The following is a 19,277-nucleotide window of genomic DNA, read 5'->3' on the forward strand; positions in this document are numbered from 1 at the left end:
GCAGCCGGCGTCGCGGCCTGCCGGCGTCGTGCACTCTGGGCGTCTCGCAGTGTGGGACGGCCCGGGGTCGACGTTGGCCGGCCCGGTGTCGGGACGTAGCGTGGCGCGCGACCATCCAGAGCAGCCGAGAGATCTGGCTCGACGACGCTGCAGCAACCCCCGCCGGCACGGACGGTGCTACCGCCAGGAACGATGGAGGCAGCCATGAGCGATCCACAACCCCGATGTTCCCTGCCCGAGGGTGTGGGAGCGGCCACCGTGGGCGTGCGCGGCGGCCAGCAGCGCACCGAGTTCGGCGAGATCGCTGAGCCGATGTTCCTCACCCAGGGCTACGCCTACGAACGGGCCGCCGACGCCGAGGCGGCCTTCGCCGGTGAACTCGACATCTTCACCTACTCCCGCTACTCCAACCCCACCGTTGCCGCATTCGAGGAACGGATGCGCCTGCTGGAGGGAGCGGAGGCCTGCTACGCCACCGCCAGCGGGATGTCCGCGCTGTTCGCCGCGATCGCCCCGCTGGTGAAACAGGGCGGGCGGATCGTGGCCGGCAGGGCGCTGTTCGGGTCCACCTTCGTGGTGCTGGACCAGATCATGGGCCAGTGGGGGGTCAGCACCGACTACGTCGATGTCCACCGGATCGAGGACTGGGAGCGGGCCCTGGCCACCCCGGCTGACCTGGTGCTGTTCGAGACCCCCTCCAACCCGATGATGGACCTGGTCGATATCGCTGCGGTCTCACGGCTGGCCCACCGCGCCGGTGCGCTGGTGATCGTGGACAACGTGTTCGCCACTCCGGTGCTGCAGCGGCCCCTGGAGTTCGGCGCCGACATCATCGTGTACTCGGCCACCAAGCACATCGACGGGCAGGGCCGGGTGATGGGCGGGGCGGTGCTGGGCCCGCGCGAGATCATCTGCGGCCCGGTGCAGGACTTCATTCGAAACACCGGTCCCACCCTCAGCCCGTTCAATGCCTGGGTGCTCCTGAAGGGCTTGGAGACGCTCGCCCTGCGGGTGCGGGCCCAGAGCGCGGCGGCGCGGGAACTGGCCACGTGGCTGGAGGGGCATCCCGGGGTGGCCTCGGTGCGGTACCCGCTCCTGGACTCCCACCCCCAGCAGGTGCTGGCCAAGGAACAGATGAGCGGCGGTGGGACCGTGGTCACCTTCGATGTGGCCGCCGACGGCGCCGGTGCTGCCGAGCAGGTCAAGGAGCGCACCTTCGCGGTCCTGGACGCCCTGCGGATCGTGGACCTGTCCAACAACCTGGGCGATGTGAAGTCGATGGCCACCCACCCGGCCACGACGACGCACCGCAAGCTGGGTGCGGCCGGTCAGGCCGCGATCGGGGTCACCCCCGCCACCGTGCGCCTGTCGGTAGGCCTCGAGGACGTGCCGGACCTGCGCGCCGACCTCGACCAGGCCCTGCGCTGACTTCGCGGCAGATGCCCTGACCTCGGGTGCGAGGTGGCGCGCGATCACGGTGGATGCCGCGAAGTCAGCGGGCTCTCGGGTCAGACGACGCCGTAGAGGCGGTCGCCGGCGTCGCCCAGGCCGGGCACGATGTAGGCCTTCTCGTTCAAGCCCTCGTCCACCGCGGCAGTCACGATCGTCACGTCCGCGCGATCCCCCACAGCATCCTCCACCGCGCCCAGCCCTTCGGGTGCGGCGAGCAGACAGATTGCGGTCACGTCGCGGGCACCGCGTTCGAACAGGTACTCGATCGAGGCCACCAGGGTGCCGCCGGTTGCCAGCATCGGATCCAGCACGAAGCACTGCCGCCCGGTGAGGTCATCGGGCAGCCGGTTGGCGTAGGTGATCGCCTCCAGGGTGTCCTCATCGCGCTGCAGGCCCAGGAACCCGACCTCCGCGGTGGGCAGCAGCCGGGTCATCCCCTCCAGCATGCCCAGTCCGGCGCGCAGGATGGGCACCACGATCGGCTGTGGATCGGCCATCCTGGTACCGATGGTGGAGGTGACCGGGGTGGAGATCCGCACCGGCTCGGTGCTCACCTCCCGGGTGGCCTCATAGGCCAGCAGGGTGACCAGCTCCTCGGTGAGTTGGCGGAACGTGGGAGACGGCGTGCGCTCATCCCGCAGGGCCGTGAGTTTGTGGGCGATCAATGGGTGCTCGACTACGTGCAGGCGCATGACGCCCAACCTACCGACCAGGCACACTGGCCACCATGACAACGGGCCCTCAGCAATCAGGTTCGGATCACACCGGCACCGCTCCGACCGCGGGTGCAGGTGCCGACCGCAGTCGTGGGGGTGGTGCCGACCGCGGCGATGGGGGTGCGGCCGGCAGGCGTGGGGGTGCGGGACGCAGCCGCAGCCCGGGTGCCGATCCCACTGCCGATCCATCCATTCCCCGGCCCGGCGATGCGGCCGCGATGCGCCTGGCCCTGCGCGAGGCAGCCACGGCCGGCGCCGCCGGTGACGTGCCGATCGGGGCGGTGGTGCTCGACCCCGAGGGTGAGGTGGTCGCCGTCGGGCACAACGCCAGGGAGGCCAGTGCCGACCCGACGGCTCATGCCGAGGTCCTCGCCCTGCGCGCGGCCGGGAGGGCGATGGGCAGTTGGCGCCTGACCGGGTGCACGCTGGTGGTGACGCTCGAGCCGTGCGCGATGTGCGCCGGGGCGGCGGTGCTGGCCCGGGTGGCCCGGGTGGTGCTGGGGGCCTGGGACCCAAAGGCGGGCGCGTGCGGATCCACCCGTGACATCGTTCGCGACTCCAGATTGCCGCACCGAGCGGAGGTGACCGGTGACGTGCTCGGCCCAGAGTGCGCCCAACTGCTGCGGGACTTCTTCGCCGAGCGGCGCTGAGCGGCCCGCTTTCCCAGAGGCGAGCAATGGGGCCGGTCCGGTCCGCTACAAGGGGGCCGGTAGCGCGGCCACCAGCGCCGTGAGTGTCTCGGAGGTGCCGGCGGGCACCAGCACGTCGGCCAGTGCATCACCCCGGGTGCTGCCGCGGTTCACGATCGCCACCGGTCGGCCGTTCCTGGCGGCGTGACGCACGAACCGCAGACCCGACATCACCGCCAGGGAGGAGCCGAGCACCACCAAGGCCTCGGCGTCGTCGACCATCGCGTAGGCACGGGCGACCCGGTCCTTGGGGACGTTCTCCCCGAAGTAGACGATGTCGGGCTTGAGGATCCCCCCGCACACCGGGCAGGGCAGCACGCGGAAGCCCTCGGTGGCCTCGATCACCGCGTCGGCGTCCGGGGCGATCTCCACGTCGGCGACGCTGACGTCATCGGCGAAACCAGGGTTGAGTTTTTCCAGTTCGCGGTGCAGTTCGGTGCGTGTCATCCGATGGCCGCAGGTGAGGCAGATGACGGCGTCGTAGTGACCGTGCAGGTCGATCACCCGCTTCGAGCCGGCGGCCTGGTGCAGTAGGTCCACATTCTGGGTGATCACCCCGTTGACCAGTCCGGTGGCCTCCAGGGCGGCCAGTGCCCGGTGCCCACGGTTCGGTTCGGTGGTGCGCATGTGCCGCCAGCCCACGTGGTTCCGGGCCCAGTAGTGGCGGCGGAAGCCGTCGTCGGACACGAACTGCTGGTAGGTCATCGGGGTCCGCGGCGGGGAGTCCGGGCCCCGGTAGTCGGGGATTCCGGAGTCGGTGGACATCCCCGCACCGGTCAGAGCCGTCCACTGCCTGCCGCGCAGCAGGTCCACCAGTTCGTCCGTCATGTCGCTCACGCCGAAAGCCTACGGCTGCGGGGCGGCGAGTGAGGTGCCGGGTGCTCGCCGTGCGTAAGGAAGTGCCCGGCGATATCGTCCACCAGACGGCCATGGCACGGAAGGCGACGGAGGCGGGTCATGATCTCCCCTGACATTTCTCGACGACACCTCCTCGGACTGGGTCTGGGGCTCGGGGCCGGCACAGCGCTGGGGCTGGCTGGGTGCGCGCCCGCCACGTCCAACCCGAACGACGGCCCGACGCTGCCCCCCGCGGACGGTCCGATCCGGTTGACGTACTGGTCCTGGCTGAAGGACCTTCAGGTGGTCTGCGACATCTGGAACGAGGCCAACCCGGACGTGCAGGTGGAGGCGGTCTGGATCCAGGGCGGCAACGCCGGTGGGTACCAGAAACTCTTCTCCGCCCTCGCCTCCGGCGGCGGCCCGGACATCGGGCAGGTGGAGTTCCGTCAGATTCCCGCGTTCCTCCTGGTCAACGGCCTGGTGGAGATCGGGCGGTACGGCATGGGCGAGGTCACCAACCGGTACGACGAGGCCCTGATCAACCAGATCACCTTCAACGACGGAATGTTCGGGGTGCCCCAGGATTCGGGCCCCGTCGGCTTCTACTACCGCCACGACCTGTTCGACTCCATCGGCGCGCAACCACCGGGCACCTGGGAGGAATGGTTGGAACTGGCCCGCGAGGTCCGCGCCACCGGGGCGTACCTGGAGGCCTTCGACGTCGGGGACACCTCCCCGTTCGCCGCCTACGCCACCCAGGCGGGAGCGAACTGGTGGCAGATCGACGGCGATTCCTGGGTGGTGAACATGACCGATGAGGCCACCCTGGAGGTCGCGGACTTCTTCGACCGTGCCGTGGACGAGGACCTGCTGCACACCGGCTTCGGCCCCTACTCCCCGGGATGGTTCGCCGCGGCCGGTAACGATCAGATCTTCGCGGCCACCGGCGCCTCGTGGGCCGATGCCCTGATCCAAGGGGTAGCCGCCACCGAGGGACTGTGGCAGGTGGCCCGGATGCCGAACTGGGCCCAGGGCTTCGGGTCGACCTACCTCGGTGGGTCCACCGCGGCGGTGATGGCCAATACGCGCTACCCGGCCGAGGCGCTGGACTTCTGCATCTGGATGACCACATCCGAGGAGGGGATCGACGCGATGATCGAGCACTGCGGCATCGGCTGGTCGCCGTCTCCGGACTTCATCGGTTCCTCCCGGATGGAGCCGTCGGAGTTCTTCGGCGGGCAGAACTACAACGAGGAGGTCTTCGTGCCGGCCTCCGATGAGCAGAACCTGGAGTGGACCTGGGCACCGACGACGCAGCGCGTCTTCGACATCCTCGGCGACGGGTTCCGGCGCAAACTGACGGCGGGGCAGAGTTTCGTGACGTCGATGCGCGAGGCCGAGGAAGCCACCGTGAAGGTGCTCGCCGATACCGGCCTGAATGTGAGGTCGGCATGAAGCGCGCCGAACCGGGGCGCACCGGGCCGGGCGGATCGGGCACCGCGACCGGGGAGCGCCCGAGCGCCCGCGAGGACGCGGCCGGTGAGCGGAGCGCAGGTGTGCGCCCGGCCCGTGGTGGACGAACCCACCGCAACGCCCAGATGCGGCGTGCGCCGTGGTTGTTGCTGGCCCCGTTCGTGGTGGTGTTCTTCTTCGCGTTCCTGCTCCCGATCGCCTACGCGGTGGTGCAGAGTTTCGTCCGGGTGGAGCGCCAGGGCCTGTTCGGGGAGGAGGGCATCAGCTCCACCTTCGCCGGTGTGGGCAACTACGCGGCGGCCCTGGACAACGCCGAGTTCGTCGCCTCAATCGGGCGGGTGTTGCTGTTCGGCGTGGTGCAGGTACCTGTGATGATCGTGTTCGCCACGGTGCTGGCGCTGCTGCTGGAGACCGCCTCGGCGAGATGGCCGGCTTTCTTCCGGGCCACGTACTTCATGCCTTACGGGGTGCCGGGGGTGATCGCCACAATCCTGTGGTCGTTCCTGTATTTGCCCGGTCTGAGCCCGGTCGTGGACGTGGCCGAGGCGGTGGGGATCTCCATCGACTTCCTGGGCCCCGGAGTGGTGTTGTGGTCGATCGCGAACATCGTGACCTGGACCTACACCGGCTACAACATGCTCATCATCGTCGCCCAACTCAAATCCATCCCGGGTGATATCTACGAGGCGGCCCGGATGGACGGCGCCGGCACCTGGCGGATCGCCGGGTCCATCCAGTTGCCGATGATCCGGCCGGCGCTGATGCTCGCCACCGTCTTCTCCATCATCGGCACCCTGCAACTCTTCGCCGAACCTCAGGTGTTGCAGAGCGTCTCCCCGGCGATCAACAACGACTACACCCCGAACCTGTCGGCATACAACTCCGCGTTCAACTACAACGACTACGGGGTGGCGGCGGCCCAGTCAGTCATCATCGCGCTGGCAGCATTCGTGCTGTCCTTCACCTTCCTGCGCCTGGTGAACCGGAAGGAGAAGCTCTGATGACCGCGCTCGCCCCGACCTCCGCGCGCACGGCCCGGCGCCAGGACCGCGCCAAGAACAAGGCCAAGCCCGGCGGCACCCCGCAGTCGCGCATCATCGTCACGGGCCTGCTCGTGGTGGCGGCACTGTACTTCCTGGTCCCGGTCTACTGGGTGGTCGTGGCAGCCACGAAGAGCACCGAGGACCTGTTCGCTACCAACGGGTTCTGGTTCGCCGAGAACATCAACCTGCTGTCCAACATCACCCAGGTGCTCACCTATGACGGCGGCATCTTCGTGCGCTGGTTCGCGAACTCGGTCTTCTACTCCGGTGTCGGTGGTCTGATCGCCACCTACTTCGCCGCCGCCGGTGGGTATGCCCTGGGCAAGTACGTCTTCCCGGGCCGGGAACTGGTGTTCGGGATCGTGCTCGGTGGGGTGCTGGTGCCGGCAACGGCTACCGCCCTGCCACTTTTCCTGCTGTTCAGCCAACTGGGGATGGCTAACACCTACGCCAGTGTGCTCATCCCCTCCCTGGTCTCTCCGTTCGGGCTGTTCCTGTGCCGGATCTACTCCACGGCCACGGTGCCGGATTCCCTGATGGAGGCCGCCCGGATGGACGGTGCGGGGGAACTGCGGATCTTCCACGTGATCGGGTTGCGGGCCATGGTGCCGGCACTGGTCACCGTGTTCCTGTTCCAGCTCGTGGGTATCTGGAACAACTACTTCCTGCCGCTGGTGATGCTGGCCGACCAGGACCTCTACCCGATCACGTTGGGGCTGAACAACTGGCTGGCGCAGGTGGATCGACTGCCGGAGTTCTATGAACTCACCACCGGTGGGGTGCTGCTGTCGGTGATTCCCCTGGCTATCGCCATGATCGTGCTGCAGCGCTACTGGCGGGGCGGGCTGACAGCGGGTGCGGTGAAGGAGTAGCCGCCCGGCGTCCGGCTGGACGACGGCGGCCTCACCCCGCCAGGGGCCCCCACCCGGTGAGGAATCCCACGCCGGCCAGGCTGCCGGCAACCAGACCGCCCCACACGATCGCGGCGATGATCTGCCAGATCACCACACGGGTGCGGGCGTAGCCGACGCTGACCATGATGAACGTGGTCAGGGAGATGGCCAGGACGGTCGGGGCCAGCAGGGAGGCCAGCGGTACCCCGTACTTGTCGGTGCGGGCCACGACCCGGGCCCGGCGGGAGTCGGATGCGGCAGGCTTGTTGTGCCGCCGGTTGGCCACGGCGCCCCCGGCGAGGCTCGCGATGAGCACCGCACCGGCGTTCCCCACCACCGCCGCACCATAGGCCAGCAGCAGAGGTACGCCCGCCACACTGCCGATCGCTGTGCCCAGGTAGGACTCCACGAACGGCACCACGCCCAGAAGTGCGACGGCCAGCACCGAGATAGCCGGTGGCAGGTCGGCGACGAAGACTTGAATGTCATTGACGATCTGGTCCATGTCTGGCTCCTTGGGGCTCGGACCACCGGTGGCGGTATCTGCTGGGATAACACCAGCATTCCCGCCGAACCGGTCCGTCAGTAGTGCGCAGGTTCAGGGGTCGCCGTGCATCCGACCCGGGCCGGCCGTGACAGCCGTCATGTGCGGGCCGCATCCGGGGCGGGGTTGCCCCGCTCTCCGGCGCCACCGGCGGCGTCCTGCTCGGCGGCGTCCCGGCCGGACTTGTGCTCCAGTTCGGCGTTCAGCACCCCTCCGGTGAGTAGGGCGATGGAACTCAACCACATCCACAGCACCCCGGCGAGCACCAACCCGACGGTCTGCGCAGCGGCCTGGACCGCCGAGTCCTGCATCGGGTCCCCGTCCAGCACCGAGGTGCCCGTGTAGGCCAGGTACCGGCCGAAACCGAGGGAGATCCCGATCAGCAGGATGGTGCCCAGCACTGCACCGGGCAGGCACCGGGTCCACACGGTGTCCACGTTCGGCCCGTACCGGTACAACATGGTCAGGTAGAGCGCGACCACGGCCGCGACCGCCGGCCAGCGCAGCACGCCCCACGCGATCTCGAAGAAGGCGCCGAGACCGAACTGGTCGGCGATCTCCCGGCCGCCGCCGAGCAACGGTCCCACCACCACCATCGCCACCAGGGCCAACAGCGTGATGACCGCACCGAAAGCCAGCACCAGACCGAGCGCCTGCAGGCTCAGGAATGCGCGGCGCTCCTGCACCGCGTAGGCATCGTCGAGTGCGCGGATCGCCGCGCGGAACATTCTGCTGGCCAGCCACAGCGCCGCCAGGACCGATCCGATCGCCACCCCGGCCCGCTCCTGCGCGAGCAGCCCCTCGATCAACGGCACCAGCACCTCATCGGTGACGTCGGAGGCGAAGATCGTTGCCACGGCCTCGATCAGGCTCTCCTCAATCTGCCCCACCTGCTCCGGGCCGAGGATCCGTTCCAGGAAGCCCAGGCTGGAGCCCAGAGCCAGTCCCAGCGGCACCAGGGAGATCAGGCCGTAGTAGGTCATCTCCGCGGCCAGACCGGTGACCCGCACCTCTTGGGCCCGGCGCACCGAACGGAAGGTCAAGGAGACCAGGTTGATCCGGCGTTCCCGGTCCTCCCGGCTCTCCACCCGGTGCTGGATACGGGTCATCAGGTCCCGCTCGGGGGCGCGTGCGGCCCGGTACCGGCGCAGTGGTTCGAGTCCGTAATGATTGATCGCCGCGCCCAGATGGGAGAGCAGCAGACCTGCGGCAGCGGCCCCGCCCAGGCTGATCACCGGTCGCCACGGCGCGTGCGTCACTTCCATCAGGCTCAGCCCGGAGGTGAAGGAGCCGAAGACCGACAGGATGGTGGTGGCGGCCGGACTGAGCCAGGTGCGCATCGGGGAGAACCGGCGAAAGGTGGCCGCCACGACGAAGCCCGTCAGCACTACGGCCACGAACAACACGACGACTCCCCGCTCCCACGCGCACTGGTGTGCTCAGGATGGCACGGTCATCGCGCCGCGAGGAGCGGACATACCCGACGGCGCCAAACTGCGACCGGCAAAGAAGTCCGGGGACTCAGCCCACCACGGCGCCCGCTCGGATCACGGTGCGGGGACGCGCCTCGTCCCACAGCGCCGAAGCATCGGTGCGTGGATCGGCATCAAGGATGATCATGTCCGCCACGGCGCCAGGTGCGATCCGGCCCAGGTCCTCCCGTCCCAGGATGTCCGCATTCACCCTGGTGGCCGACCGGAGCACGTTGTCCACGCCGTCGGCCTCGATCTGCAGGCGCAACCCGAGGAGCTGGTCGTCCTCCAGGTCACCCATCAGGTCGGTGCCGAATCCGATCGCAACCCCGGCGGCGCGAGCGGTCGTGATCGCCTCCTGGCCGGCGTGGAGGACCTGCCGGTTCTTCTCCTGACCGTCCTCGGAGAGCCCCACCGCAGCGCCCCGGCGGTTCATCGCGTCGTACGCGACCAGCGTCGGAACCAGGAAGGCACCGTGCATGGCCATCTCCTGTGCGGCTGCAGCATCGAGCAGGTTGCCGTGCTCGATCGTGCGAACACCGGCTCGCACGGCGTGCACGATCGACTCGGGGGAGTAAGCGTGTGCGGCCACGTAACTGTGCCGTCGGGCGGCCTCGGTGCAGATCGCCTCCAGTTCCTGCTCGGAGTACTGCGGCAGCCGGATCGGGTCGGTGGGGGAGACCACACCGCCGGATGCCATCACCTTGATGCAGTGTGCCCCGGTGCGGAGCCGGTCCCGGACGGCAGTGCGCACCGCGTCCACGCCGTCGACCACCTCGGTGATGTGCGCGGACAACGCGCACGAACCCACATCGGCCGGACGAGGATCGCCATGCCCCCCGGTCTGGCTCAGGGCCGCGCCGGAGTAGAAGTACCGCGGCGCGGCGATCAACCCGGCCTCGATCGCCCGGGCAAGACCGATGTCCCCGCCGGCCACGTCACGCACGGTGGTGAACCCCCGGCCCAGAGCCCGGCGCAGGCGCTGACCTGCGGCCAGCGCGACATAACTCATGGGTGTCTGGTCGATCCCGAAGGCGTCCAGTCCGATGCCGTAGGCGTGGAAGTGGGCGTCGATCAGCCCGGGGACCACTGTGCGACCATGTGCGTCCACCACCGTGTCCCCGTCCTGGGGATCCACCGCGCCGACTGCCTCGATGCGTCCATCGACCGCTCTGATCGACGCGGTCGAGACCCGTCCGTCGTCAAGGACGGCGGCATCGGTGATCGTCAGCGCCCCACTCATCGTGCACCGTCGTTGTGCACGCGGGTGGCCCGTGCGGCCACAGCCCGCTCCACCTCGGTCCGCAACACCTCCAGTGGCACGCTGCCCAGACCGAGGATCACGTCGTGGAAGTGCCGTAGGTCGAAGTGCTCACCGAGGGTGCGTTCAGCGTGCCTGCGCAGTTCCAGGATCGCCAGTTGTCCCAAGTAGTAGGAGGCGGCCTGGCCGGGCCAGGTGATATAGCGGTCCACTTCGGTGGTGATCTCGTGCTCGGACAACGCGGTGTTCTGCCGCAGGAAGTCCTGGGCCCGCTCCCGGCTCCAGCCCAGGGCGTGGATCCCGGGGTCGATCACCAGCCGGGCGGCCCGCCACATCTGGTAACTGAGCATCCCCATCATCTCGAACGGGGTGCGGTAGATGCCCATCTCCACCCCCAGGCGCTCGCAGTACAGCGCCCAGCCCTCACCGTAGGCGGAGATGTAGACCTCCCGCCGGTAGTCGGGGTTCTGCTCGGCCTCGGCGGCGAAGGCGCTCTGGAACGCGTGCCCCGGGGCCGCCTCGTGCAGAGTCAGCGCCGGCAGCGCGTACAGCGGCCGGGCGGGCAGGTTGTAGGTGTTCAGCGTGTACCGGTCCCGGCCGCCGCGGCCGGCGGTGTAGTAGGGCGCCAGGTCCGGTGGCGGTTCGATGATGCCGAACCGGCCGCGCGGGACCAACCCGAAGAACTGATGGACGACGGCGTCGAACAGTTTGCACTGCCAGGCCGCCTCCTTGAGGAGTTGGGCGGGGGTGTCCACGTAGAACTGGGGGTCGGTGCGCATGAACTCCCGCATCGTCGCGGCGTCATCGAAGCCGGCTTCCTCGGCCACCTGGGCCATCTCGGCCCGGATCGAGGCGACCTCGGCCAGCCCGATGCGGTGGATCTCCTGCGGGTCCAGGTCCGTGGTGGTGTACTCGCGCAACTGGGCGCGGTAGAAGTCGGTGCCGCCGGGGGTGGCGGCCACCGAGACGTCCTCGGGTAGGCCGGGCAGATACTCGGTGAGGAGGAAGTCCAGCAGGGCGGCGTAGGCGGGGATCACCGTCTGCTCGATCACGGCGGTAGCAGCCGAGATCAGGTCCCGGCGCCGTTCGACGCCGACCGTGGCCGGCAGGTCGGTGAACGGACGCAGGTAGGCGACGTGGTCGGCGCTGGTGGCCTCGGCCACACTGCGGGCGGTGCCCTCCCGTCCGGCCATAGCCACCCTCGGTGGGGCGAACCCGCGGCGCAGGCCGGTGCGCATGTTCTCGATGTGCTGGTCGAACCAACGCGGCAACTGGCGCAACTGCTCCAGGAACGCCTGGGCCTGCTCATAGGTCATCGAGACCCGGGCCAGGCCCTGATGGTCGGTCCAGAACGCGGTGTCGGAGTTCATCGGGCGCTCAAACACCCGGTGTTCCACGTGGGCGATCAGGGCCTCGATCTGGGTGAGGTAGACCGCCAGGTCCACCCGGGCCCGCGCCGAAAGCGCTGCGGTATCCAGGCCGGCCAGTTCCTCCTTGACCGAGCGCCAGTGCTCCCCGCGGGCCAGCCAGGCCGGGGCGGAGACGTCCGGCAGGCGCGCATCGACCTCCTGTCCCCAGTAGAACTGGCTGCCGAGTTCCTGGAGCCGCCAGGTCCACTCGGCCTCGGAGATACGCCGGAACTCGGTCTCGGCGGGGCTGCTGGATCCGGCGGAGGTGCTCATCGGTCCTGGTCGTCCTTTCGTCGCTGACTGGTGGCCGCGTTGTCTGCCTCGTCTGCCGAGGCTGCCTCGGCGCGGATCCGGGCCGCATCCCATTCGGTGGGGATGCGCGGTACGGCAGCGAGCAGTTCCTGGGTGTAGGCCTGACCGGGTGCGTCGAAGATCTGTGCGCACGAGCCCTCCTCGACCACCTTGCCCTTGTGCATCACGGCCACCCGGTCGGCGATCTCGCGCACCACGGCCAGGTCATGGGCGATGAAGAGGTAACTCAGGCCCAGATCGCGTTTGAGGTCCTGGAGCAGATCGATCACCTGGGCCTGCACCGACACGTCCAGGGCGGAGACCGCCTCGTCGCAGATCACGACCTTGGGGTTGACCGCCAGCGCCCGTGCGATCCCGATTCGCTGGGCCTGCCCGCCGGAGAACTGGTGCGGGTAGCGGGTGGAGTGATCGGGGTTCAGGCCCACCCGGGCCATCAGGTCCTTCACCCGTGTGCGGTAGGAGACCTTGGTGCGGATGCCTTGGTAGCGCAGGGGTGCCGACACGATCCGTTCCACGTCGTGGCGGGGGTTGAGGGAGGAATAGGGGTCTTGGAAGACCAGTTGCACGTTGCGGCGGAAGGTGCGCAGATGGCTGTCGGTGGCCTGGGTGACGTCGGTGCCCTCCAGGTAGACCGACCCAGCCGTGGCGGGGATGAGCAGGGAGAGCAGCCGGGCGCTGGTGGACTTACCCGATCCCGACTCCCCCACCACCGCCAACGTCTGGGCCTGGTGCACCCGCAGGCTCACGTCATCGACCGCCAGTAACGTCTCGGGCCGGCGGCCCTTGGCCCTGGTGGTGTAACTCTTGACCAGGTTGCGGCCCTCAAGCAATACCTCACCCATCAGTGCACCTGCCCATCGATGCGTGGCGTGGCATGCAGCAATTGGGTGGTGTACTCGTGCTGCGGGGCGGAGAAGATGCACTCGGCGGGGCCCGCCTCGACCTGGTTGCCGTGGCGCATCACGAGAATGTCATCGGCCATCTGGGAGACCACCGCGAGGTCGTGGGTGATGAAGATCATCGCGATACCGGTCTGCTCCTGCAGTCCGCTGAGCAGTTCCAGGATCCGCGCCTGCACCGTCACGTCCAGGGCGGTGGTGGGCTCATCGGCAATGAGCAGGTCCGGCTCGCACACCAGCGCCATGGCGATCATGATGCGCTGGCGCATGCCGCCGGAGAACTGGTGCGGGTAGTGGTCGTACCGGTCCGCCGGGGAGGGGATACGCACCTGTTCCATCGCCTCCACCGCCACCGCGCGGGCCTGCTTGCGGGAGGCGTTGCGGTGCGCCCGGTAGGCCTCGGCGATCTGGAAGCCCACGGAGTAGTACGGGTTCAGGGAGGACAGCGGGTCCTGGAACACCATCGAGATCCGGTTCCCGCGCAGCCTGCGCATCTGCGCGTCGGTGCGGCCCAGCAGCGCCTCACCGTCGAAGACGACGCTGCCGCTAGCCCGCGCACCCACCGGGAGCAGGCCCATCAGGGCCAAGGAGGTCATCGACTTGCCGGACCCGGACTCACCCACCACGCCCAGGGTGCGGCCGCGGTGCACATTCAACGAGACACCGTCCACCACCGCGGTGGCCCGGCGCGCTTCGCCGAACTCCACGGTCAGGTCCCGCACTTCCAGCAGGGGTGCGGTGGTGGGAGCGGTACCAGCCTCGGCGGTCGTGCGGCGCGGGCTCATGAGACGGCCGTCCGCACGCGCGGGTCCAGCACCGGGTAGAGCAGGTCCACCACGATGTTCATCAACACCACGGCCACACCCGCCACGATCGTCACGCCCATGATCACCGGTTGGTCATTGGTGCTGATCGCGTCGTAGGCGAGTTTGCCCACCCCGTTCAGGCCGAACACGGTCTCGGTGATCAGGGCCCCACCGAGCAGGGCCGCGAAGTCCATCCCGAACAGGGTGGACACCGGGGTCAGTGAGGGCCGCAGGGCGTGCCTGGTCAGCAACGGACCGCGGGACAGACCCTTCGCCCGGGCGGTGCGCATGAAGTTCTCCGAGAGGGTCTCCAGCACGTTGGCCCGGGTCAGCCGGGTGTACATCGCGGCATACATGAGCGAGAGCACCACCCACGGCATCAGGTAGGCCTGGAACCATCGCACCGGGTCATCGCCGAAGGGCACGGCAGAGGGGAAGGGCAGGATGCCCAGTTGTACCACCAGCAGGTACTGCAGGATCAGGGCCACGAAGTAGTTCGGCAGCGCGATCCCGGCCAGGGCGGTGCCCATCGCCGCACGGTCCCACCAACTGCCGGCCTTGACCGCACTGATCAGTCCGGCGCTCACCCCGGCGAACAGCCACAGCACCGCCGCGCCGATCGCCACCGTCGCGGTGACCGGGAACCGGTCGGCGATCATCGTCAGCACCGACTGGCGGGTTTGGAAACTGTACCCCAGGCAAGGGGCGTCGCAGAACACCGCGGAGGCACCGGTGCCGTAGGAGCGGCCCACGAAGATTCCGGACAGGAAGGTCCAGAACTGGGTCAGGAACGGGTCCTGCAGCCCCAGTCGGGTGCGGATGTCGTGGATACGTTCGGCCGAACAGGTTTGCCCGCAAATGCTCGCTGCCGGGTCCGGGGTGAGCCAGAAGAAGATGATGAAGGTGAACAGCACCACCGCGAACAACACCACGGCGGCCGCGAACAGCCGCCGGACCAGGTAGGTCAGCATCAGCCTTGTGCCCCCCTTGCCAGACCCTTCTGCAGGGCGTCTCCGAGCACCATGAACGACAGCACCGTCAAGGTCAGGAAGATGCCGGGGAAGATGAAGAACAGCGGGTGGGAGGCGTACCAGGGCACGGCCGCGGCCACCATCTGCCCCCAGGACGCCGTGGGTGGCTGCACCCCCACACCGAGGAAGGACAGGCCCGCCTCGGTGGCGATGAAGTTCGGGATCGACAGGGTCGCCAGCACGATGATCGAGGCCACCAGGTTCGGCAGCACCTCCTGGAAGACGATCCGGAGCCTGCTGGCCCCAGCCGCTCGGGCCGCTTCGACGAACTCCCGTTCTGTCACCGACATCGCCTGGCCGCGTACGACTCGGGCGATCGCCGGCCAGCCGAAGATGGCCAGCACGAGCACCAGCATCAGGGGCCGGTTCCCGCCCGGGATCGCCGAGAGGATCGCGATCATGAAGATCAGCGCGGGGAAGGCCATCAAGAAGTCCATGATCCGGGAGATCACCTGATCGACCACCCCGCGCAGGAACCCGGCGAGCACCCCCAGGGTGACGCCCAGAGCGGTGGTCAGGGCGGCCGCGGCCACCGCGATCGTCAGGGAGATCCGCGCGCCGTAGACGATCCGGGCGAAGATGTCGCGCCCGTTCAACGGCTCCACACCGAACCAGTGGTCGGCGGAGATGCCGCCGTAGCGCCCCTCCGGGAGGCCCCCGCGGGCCGGGTCCAACTGGTCCTGGTGGAACTCCAGTGGACCCGAGCCGCTGATTGAGGTGAGCACCGGCGCGAGGATCGCCATCAGGGCCACGATCCCCAGGAAACTCAGCGCCAGCACCGCGGAGGGGCGGAGCAGGGCCCGTCGCATCGCGCTGCTGCGCTTGCCGGGTTGCTCCGCGTCCTCCTCGGGGCCGAGATGTTCCTCCGCCGTGAGCTGGGTGCTCAGGGTCATCGAAGACTCAGCCCTCTGGGTCGATCAGACCAACAGAGGCGTAGTCGATGTACCCGGTGCGGGCGGCGTGGGCGTAGGCGTCGCCGACGTTCTCCCCCACCATCTGCAAGGGGGTCTCCCGTACCAGCGGCACCACCGGGGCGTGTTCCATGATCTCCCGGTTCAGTTCGGCGTAGGCAGCGTTCTGCTCGTCGATGTCGGTGATCATCTCGATCTCGCGGAACCGGTCGTTGATCTCGGGTTCGTCGAACTGGGACATGTTGGTGTTGCCCGATTCGGAGATCCGGGTGCCGTCGAACAGCGGCGTCAGCAGCGGGGTACCGGAGAGCCAGCTACCGCACCAGCCGTAGATGGCCATGTCGTTCTGCTGGGCCGGGGTGCCGATCGCCTCGTAGTAGGTGGCGCCGTCGATGACGTTCAGTTCCACGCTGATCCCGGCAGCCTGCAGGGACTGCTGGACGGCCTCGGCCTGTGCCTGCCATTTCGGAATGCCGCGCACGTCCATGACGAAGGACAATTCGTCCGCGTCGTAGCCGGCCTCCTCGATCATGCTGCGGGCGAGTTCGGGGTCACCCTCGGAGTTGTCGGTCGGGTACAGGTCGAACTCTTCCCGGCCCGGCACGGTTGGCAGCAGCATCTCGGTGGCGACCTCGGCGACTGCCGGGCCGCCGGTGGCGGTGATCACGCTCTGCCGGTCGATCGCGTAGTTGAGGGCCTGCCGCACGGTCAGGTCCGACATCACGTCCTTGGTGGTGTTCAGGGTCAGGAACGTGGTGCAGGTGGGCAGGATCTGGATGGTGCGCTCCCGCAGCGACTCATCATCGAGCACCCGGCCCAGGCTGGCCGGCAGCAGCGGGTTGGTGCTGGAGATGACCGCGTTGCGGTCATCTCCCTGCCCGGTCAGCGCGCGTTGGTCGATGGTGTTGGGGTCCAGGCCGAAGACGAACTCGAACGCATCGGGCTGCGCGGCGCGGATCGGGTCGGTCTCGGGGTCCCACTCCTCGTTGCGGACCAGGGAGACGTGCGAGCCGCGCTCGTAGGACTCCACCCGGTAGGGGCCGGAGGCGATGGGTTGGACGTCGATCTGCTCCACGTCCACCTCGCCGTCGGGGAAGGGGGTGAACGGTGGGTTGGCCGCCACGGCGTTGAAGTCGGCCAACGGCCGCTCCAGGGTGAACTCGATCGTGCGGTCATCGGGCGTGCTGATCGAGTCCAGGCCCTCCGGGGCGTCGTAGGTGCCCGCGTACTCGCGGGCACCGTCGATCACCATGTGCAGGTCCGAACCGATCGCCAGGCCTGGGTCCATGGACCGTTCCAGCGCGTACTTCAGATCGTGGGAGGTGATCGGGGTGCCGTCCTCGTACCGCAGGCCCTCCCGCAGGGTGAAGGTCCACACGGTGGCGTCCTCGTTCGGGGTGCCCAGGTCCTCGGCGAGGTCCCCGACCAGCGTCATCTCCTCGGTCTCGGGGTCGTAGACGTAGTTGGTCAGGTGGCGGTAGATCAGGTGGTAGAAGTTGTTGACGTTGCCGTCGTTACCCATCGCCGGGTCCAGGTGGGAGAAGTCCACCGCGCCGAGGACGGTGACGGTCCCGCCGGGGCTGGCCGCGGAGGTGCGCAGGGCGAAACCGGCTTCGGTCAGCGTCACCTCCGACTCGCTGCCGGAGTCGTCCCCCGATCCGGTCGAGCCGTTGCCGTTGCCGGCTCCGTTCGAACAGGCCCCGAGCGCCAGCGCGCCGGCGATGAGCAGCGCCCCCAGGGCCTTGCTGCGAGTTGACTTCATAGTCCTGAACTCCGTCTTTGGTGAGTGGTATGTCACATAGTGGGGCCAGCCTCCGGGTATGGTCAAGGGCGTCGTGCAAGCGTTACCTGTCCGTGATCGTGGATTACCGGTGGGCGGGAAGTTGTGGGCTTCGACGCGCCCGGGGCGCACCCAGCCGCGACCGGCCGGCCGGCACGCGCGTCATCGCGTTTGGCTCAGGTGAACAGGCAGAAGGGGTGGCCGGCGGGGTCGATCAGGACGCGCACCTGCGGCTGGGGTTGGACCTCGGCCTCGACGGCCCCGCACCGGAGCGCCCATCGCACCGCCGCGTGCAGGTCCTGCACCCAGATGTCCAGGTGCTGGGTGGCCACCTGTGCACCGGGTCGGGCGGGCCAGACCGGGCGGGTGTGGTGACGTTCGAACTCGAAGTTCAGAGTAGGCCCGGACCCCTCGGGGGCGCGGATCTGGGCCCAGCCGCCGTCGGGCTCCTCACTGGTGACCTGCAGTCCGAGGAGGTCGGCGTAGAAGGCCGCCAGCGCTCCCGGCTCGGGGGCGCCGATCGTGATCGAGGTGAGACTCATCGACGGTCGTTCCATGATGCTCCTCCGTTCTCATGGGCGGTGACTACGCAGCGACCACCCGGTGGCGGCACGACCCACCGGTGGCTACCGGGGTGGCCCCCCGAACCGGGCCGCCGGCGCCAGGTCGGCGGGCAGATCCTCGCCCACGGCAACCTTGGCCAACGCCTGCCCGAGGGCGGGAGCCTGCTTGAACAGGTTGTGCCCGACGACGGCGCTCACCCCGGGTCCCTGCCACACCCCGACGCCGTCGGAGCCCCAGGGCAATTCGGTGACCCAGCAGTGCACGTGTCCCACCGGGTCCGGGTCCAGGCCGGGCAGGGCCGTGGCGACGTAGGCCCGGGCCTGCTCGGCCAGGTCGGCCAAGCGCTGCGCGCCTCCGGGGGAGGTGAGGTCGGTGGTGCTGCTCAGGCCCAGGGAGTAGCGGGTGTTGCCGGGGTGGGCCGCGGCGTAGACCCCGGTTGCGCCGAACGCCCCGCTGGAGTCCTGCAGCGTCGCCAGTCGCTCCGGAGCTTCCCCGGTCACCGCGAACGTCAGACGGACATGGGCGCAGAGACGCACCGGGATAGCCATGTCTGGGACCAGTTCGGCCGTGCGGGCGCCTGCGCAGACCAGCACATGGTCATGCCGGCGCCGACCGGTCAGGGTGCGTACCTCCACCCGGGAACCAGCCGGGCCGATGGTGATGACCTGCTCTCCGATGAGGGCTTGGTGCAGCGCCCCGGCCAGTGCCGCGATGGCGGTCTCGGTGCGGATCGAGCCGCCGCCGTGATCGAGGACGGCCGGGCCGTCGTAGGGCGCCAGGATCGGGAGGGCTCGAGCCACCTGATCCGGATCAACCCGGGCAGCTTCGACGCCCTCGACGCCGGCCAGGATGCGGAGTTTGTCGAGGGCACCATCACCTAGCGACAGTGCGCCGTCTGCGGAGAGCAGTTCGGTGCCGAAGTCGCGTTCCCACTGGCGCCAGCTGCGGCGGCTGCGCACCGCCCAGGTCACCATGCGCGGATCGTCGTGGGCGTGGCGGAAGATCCGCGAGCACCCAGCGGACTGCCCGCTGCCCGGCGCGGCCGGTTCGTACACAGTGACATCGGCCCCGCGCTGCTGCGCGGCGTAGGCGGCGGCCATGCCCACGATGCCGGCACCGACGACGGCGACATCGGCCATAGTGCCTCCTGGGGTACGCGGATACCGGCCTAGGAGTTCATCG

Annotated in this window: 18 protein-coding genes and 1 riboswitch; of the genes, 5 read left to right on the forward strand and 13 right to left on the reverse strand. The window is 68.9% G+C overall.

Features of this window, described 5'->3' with window-relative positions:
* Positions 1-108: 108 nt before the first annotated feature.
* Positions 109-199, forward strand: a riboswitch (SAM riboswitch).
* A gap of 5 nt (positions 200-204) precedes the next feature.
* Positions 205-1,428 carry an O-succinylhomoserine sulfhydrylase gene (locus tag ACO0LU_RS04510; RefSeq protein ID WP_424790234.1) on the forward strand — a complete coding sequence of 408 codons (1,224 nt, stop codon included), beginning with the start codon at positions 205-207 and terminating at the stop codon, positions 1,426-1,428.
* 80 nt (positions 1,429-1,508) lie between these two features.
* Here the strand turns inward: ACO0LU_RS04510 and upp are convergent, their stop codons facing one another.
* Positions 1,509-2,144 carry a uracil phosphoribosyltransferase gene (gene upp / locus ACO0LU_RS04515; RefSeq protein WP_424790235.1) on the reverse strand — a complete coding sequence of 212 codons (636 nt, stop codon included), beginning with the start codon at positions 2,142-2,144 and terminating at the stop codon, positions 1,509-1,511.
* Positions 2,145-2,386: 242 nt separating this feature from the next.
* Between upp and ACO0LU_RS04520 the strand changes: the two genes are divergently transcribed.
* Positions 2,387-2,818 carry a nucleoside deaminase gene (locus ACO0LU_RS04520; protein WP_424790236.1) on the forward strand — a complete coding sequence of 144 codons (432 nt, stop codon included), beginning with the start codon at positions 2,387-2,389 and terminating at the stop codon, positions 2,816-2,818.
* A 45-nt stretch (positions 2,819-2,863) separates the two neighbouring features.
* Here ACO0LU_RS04520 and ACO0LU_RS04525 read toward each other — a convergent pair whose 3' ends face one another.
* Positions 2,864-3,685 carry an NAD-dependent protein deacetylase gene (locus ACO0LU_RS04525; protein ID WP_424790743.1) on the reverse strand — a complete coding sequence of 274 codons (822 nt, stop codon included), beginning with the start codon at positions 3,683-3,685 and terminating at the stop codon, positions 2,864-2,866.
* Between the two features lie 129 nt (positions 3,686-3,814).
* Here ACO0LU_RS04525 and ACO0LU_RS04530 point away from each other — a divergent pair, with 129 nt between their 5' ends.
* The 3 genes from ACO0LU_RS04530 to ACO0LU_RS04540 are packed head-to-tail and all read left to right on the forward strand — an operon-like array spanning position 3,815 to position 7,085.
* Positions 3,815-5,152 carry an ABC transporter substrate-binding protein gene (locus ACO0LU_RS04530; RefSeq protein ID WP_424790237.1) on the forward strand — a complete coding sequence of 446 codons (1,338 nt, stop codon included), beginning with the start codon at positions 3,815-3,817 and terminating at the stop codon, positions 5,150-5,152.
* Positions 5,149-6,171, forward strand: a complete 1,023-nt coding sequence (locus ACO0LU_RS04535; protein WP_424790238.1) for a carbohydrate ABC transporter permease — start codon at positions 5,149-5,151, stop codon at positions 6,169-6,171. Before ACO0LU_RS04530 ends, ACO0LU_RS04535 begins: the two co-directional genes overlap by 4 nt.
* Positions 6,171-7,085, forward strand: coding sequence for a carbohydrate ABC transporter permease (locus ACO0LU_RS04540; RefSeq protein WP_424790239.1), 915 nt, complete (start codon positions 6,171-6,173; stop codon positions 7,083-7,085). The genes ACO0LU_RS04535 and ACO0LU_RS04540 overlap by 1 nt, the downstream gene beginning before the upstream one ends.
* 31 nt (positions 7,086-7,116) lie before the next feature.
* Here the strand turns inward: ACO0LU_RS04540 and ACO0LU_RS04545 are convergent, their stop codons facing one another.
* From ACO0LU_RS04545 to ACO0LU_RS04595, 11 genes are all read right to left on the reverse strand, one after another.
* Positions 7,117-7,611 (reverse strand): hypothetical protein, encoded by a 495-nt coding sequence (locus ACO0LU_RS04545; RefSeq protein WP_424790240.1) that lies wholly within the window; start codon positions 7,609-7,611, stop codon positions 7,117-7,119.
* 137 nt (positions 7,612-7,748) lie between these two features.
* Positions 7,749-9,056, reverse strand: a complete 1,308-nt coding sequence (locus ACO0LU_RS04550) for a YihY/virulence factor BrkB family protein (RefSeq protein WP_424790241.1) — start codon at positions 9,054-9,056, stop codon at positions 7,749-7,751.
* Positions 9,057-9,171: 115 nt separating this feature from the next.
* The gene (locus ACO0LU_RS04555) at positions 9,172-10,365 is read right to left on the reverse strand and encodes an amidohydrolase family protein (RefSeq protein ID WP_424790242.1); all 1,194 of its coding nucleotides are present in this window, start codon (positions 10,363-10,365) and stop codon (positions 9,172-9,174) included.
* On the reverse strand, positions 10,362-12,065 hold the full coding sequence (locus ACO0LU_RS04560) for a DUF885 domain-containing protein (protein WP_424790243.1): 1,704 nt from the start codon (positions 12,063-12,065) through the stop codon (positions 10,362-10,364). The genes ACO0LU_RS04555 and ACO0LU_RS04560 overlap by 4 nt, the downstream gene beginning before the upstream one ends.
* On the reverse strand, positions 12,062-12,946 hold the full coding sequence (locus ACO0LU_RS04565; protein ID WP_424790244.1) for an ATP-binding cassette domain-containing protein: 885 nt from the start codon (positions 12,944-12,946) through the stop codon (positions 12,062-12,064). Before ACO0LU_RS04565 ends, ACO0LU_RS04560 begins: the two co-directional genes overlap by 4 nt.
* Positions 12,946-13,788 (reverse strand): ABC transporter ATP-binding protein, encoded by an 843-nt coding sequence (locus tag ACO0LU_RS04570; protein ID WP_424790245.1) that lies wholly within the window; start codon positions 13,786-13,788, stop codon positions 12,946-12,948. Before ACO0LU_RS04570 ends, ACO0LU_RS04565 begins: the two co-directional genes overlap by 1 nt.
* A complete protein-coding gene (locus ACO0LU_RS04575) occupies positions 13,785-14,780 on the reverse strand; it encodes an ABC transporter permease (protein WP_424790246.1) in 996 nt (331 codons plus the stop codon). Before ACO0LU_RS04575 ends, ACO0LU_RS04570 begins: the two co-directional genes overlap by 4 nt.
* The gene (locus tag ACO0LU_RS04580) at positions 14,780-15,733 is read right to left on the reverse strand and encodes an ABC transporter permease (protein WP_424790247.1); all 954 of its coding nucleotides are present in this window, start codon (positions 15,731-15,733) and stop codon (positions 14,780-14,782) included. Before ACO0LU_RS04580 ends, ACO0LU_RS04575 begins: the two co-directional genes overlap by 1 nt.
* 7 nt (positions 15,734-15,740) lie before the next feature.
* The gene (locus ACO0LU_RS04585; RefSeq protein ID WP_424790248.1) at positions 15,741-17,513 is read right to left on the reverse strand and encodes an ABC transporter substrate-binding protein; all 1,773 of its coding nucleotides are present in this window, start codon (positions 17,511-17,513) and stop codon (positions 15,741-15,743) included.
* A gap of 194 nt (positions 17,514-17,707) precedes the next feature.
* On the reverse strand, positions 17,708-18,088 hold the full coding sequence (locus ACO0LU_RS04590; protein WP_424790249.1) for a VOC family protein: 381 nt from the start codon (positions 18,086-18,088) through the stop codon (positions 17,708-17,710).
* A 69-nt stretch (positions 18,089-18,157) separates the two neighbouring features.
* A complete protein-coding gene (locus tag ACO0LU_RS04595) occupies positions 18,158-19,234 on the reverse strand; it encodes an NAD(P)/FAD-dependent oxidoreductase (RefSeq protein WP_424790250.1) in 1,077 nt (358 codons plus the stop codon).
* Between the last annotated feature and the right edge of the window lie 43 nt (positions 19,235-19,277).

Origin of the sequence: Pseudactinotalea sp. Z1748 (assembly GCF_049725185.1) — a bacterium.
Lineage (GTDB): Bacteria > Actinomycetota > Actinomycetes > Actinomycetales > Beutenbergiaceae > CALKWS01.

What these genes read in the sequence shown, in the direction of transcription:
- ACO0LU_RS04585 (WP_424790248.1), bottom strand. Translation starts at nt 17,513, where the DNA reads ATGAAGTCAACTCGCAGCAAGGCCCTGGGGGCGCTGCTCATCGCCGGC.
- ACO0LU_RS04535 (WP_424790238.1), top strand. Translation starts at nt 5,149, where the DNA reads ATGAAGCGCGCCGAACCGGGGCGCACCGGGCCGGGCGGATCGGGCACC.
- ACO0LU_RS04565 (WP_424790244.1), bottom strand. Translation starts at nt 12,946, where the DNA reads ATGGGTGAGGTATTGCTTGAGGGCCGCAACCTGGTCAAGAGTTACACC.
- ACO0LU_RS04540 (WP_424790239.1), top strand. Translation starts at nt 6,171, where the DNA reads ATGACCGCGCTCGCCCCGACCTCCGCGCGCACGGCCCGGCGCCAGGAC.
- ACO0LU_RS04595 (WP_424790250.1), bottom strand. Translation starts at nt 19,234, where the DNA reads ATGGCCGATGTCGCCGTCGTCGGTGCCGGCATCGTGGGCATGGCCGCC.
- ACO0LU_RS04590 (WP_424790249.1), bottom strand. Translation starts at nt 18,088, where the DNA reads ATGGAACGACCGTCGATGAGTCTCACCTCGATCACGATCGGCGCCCCC.
- ACO0LU_RS04510 (WP_424790234.1), top strand. Translation starts at nt 205, where the DNA reads ATGAGCGATCCACAACCCCGATGTTCCCTGCCCGAGGGTGTGGGAGCG.
- ACO0LU_RS04525 (WP_424790743.1), bottom strand. Translation starts at nt 3,685, where the DNA reads ATGACGGACGAACTGGTGGACCTGCTGCGCGGCAGGCAGTGGACGGCT.
- upp (WP_424790235.1), bottom strand. Translation starts at nt 2,144, where the DNA reads ATGCGCCTGCACGTAGTCGAGCACCCATTGATCGCCCACAAACTCACG.
- ACO0LU_RS04555 (WP_424790242.1), bottom strand. Translation starts at nt 10,365, where the DNA reads ATGAGTGGGGCGCTGACGATCACCGATGCCGCCGTCCTTGACGACGGA.
- ACO0LU_RS04520 (WP_424790236.1), top strand. Translation starts at nt 2,387, where the DNA reads ATGCGCCTGGCCCTGCGCGAGGCAGCCACGGCCGGCGCCGCCGGTGAC.
- ACO0LU_RS04570 (WP_424790245.1), bottom strand. Translation starts at nt 13,788, where the DNA reads ATGAGCCCGCGCCGCACGACCGCCGAGGCTGGTACCGCTCCCACCACC.
- ACO0LU_RS04545 (WP_424790240.1), bottom strand. Translation starts at nt 7,611, where the DNA reads ATGGACCAGATCGTCAATGACATTCAAGTCTTCGTCGCCGACCTGCCA.
- ACO0LU_RS04530 (WP_424790237.1), top strand. Translation starts at nt 3,815, where the DNA reads ATGATCTCCCCTGACATTTCTCGACGACACCTCCTCGGACTGGGTCTG.
- ACO0LU_RS04560 (WP_424790243.1), bottom strand. Translation starts at nt 12,065, where the DNA reads ATGAGCACCTCCGCCGGATCCAGCAGCCCCGCCGAGACCGAGTTCCGG.
- ACO0LU_RS04580 (WP_424790247.1), bottom strand. Translation starts at nt 15,733, where the DNA reads ATGACCCTGAGCACCCAGCTCACGGCGGAGGAACATCTCGGCCCCGAG.
- ACO0LU_RS04575 (WP_424790246.1), bottom strand. Translation starts at nt 14,780, where the DNA reads ATGCTGACCTACCTGGTCCGGCGGCTGTTCGCGGCCGCCGTGGTGTTG.